The following is a 271-nucleotide window of genomic DNA, read 5'->3' as shown; positions in this document are numbered from 1 at the left end:
GACTACGGTTCCATTGGTTGGTGGTGTTGTGATTGCGATTGTGCCTTCCGTTGGGATGTCGTTATCGTTATCATAAACATCTACCACTACTGGTGTGTCTTCGTCTGTTGTTGTTGTATCGTCTTCTACATCTACAATTGGTGCTATGCTTACCTCTACTTCTGCTGTATCACAGTTTGGTGTTGGTGTTGCGTTATCACATACTGTATATTCAAACGTATCTGTTCCATTGTATCCTGGGTTTGGTGTGTAGGTTACTACATCATCACTT

The 271-nt window shown here is 42.1% G+C and carries 1 protein-coding gene; it reads right to left on the bottom strand.

Annotated features, from left to right (window positions below; all coding sequences use genetic code 11):
• Nucleotides 1-271, bottom strand: a 271-nt coding sequence (locus ACVC5O_RS01405) for an Ig-like domain-containing protein (protein ID WP_452219675.1), incomplete at both ends; no start/stop codon positions are given.

It is taken from the genome of Lacinutrix salivirga (assembly GCF_053604675.1).
This window is presented reverse-complemented; position numbering and strand designations above follow the sequence as displayed.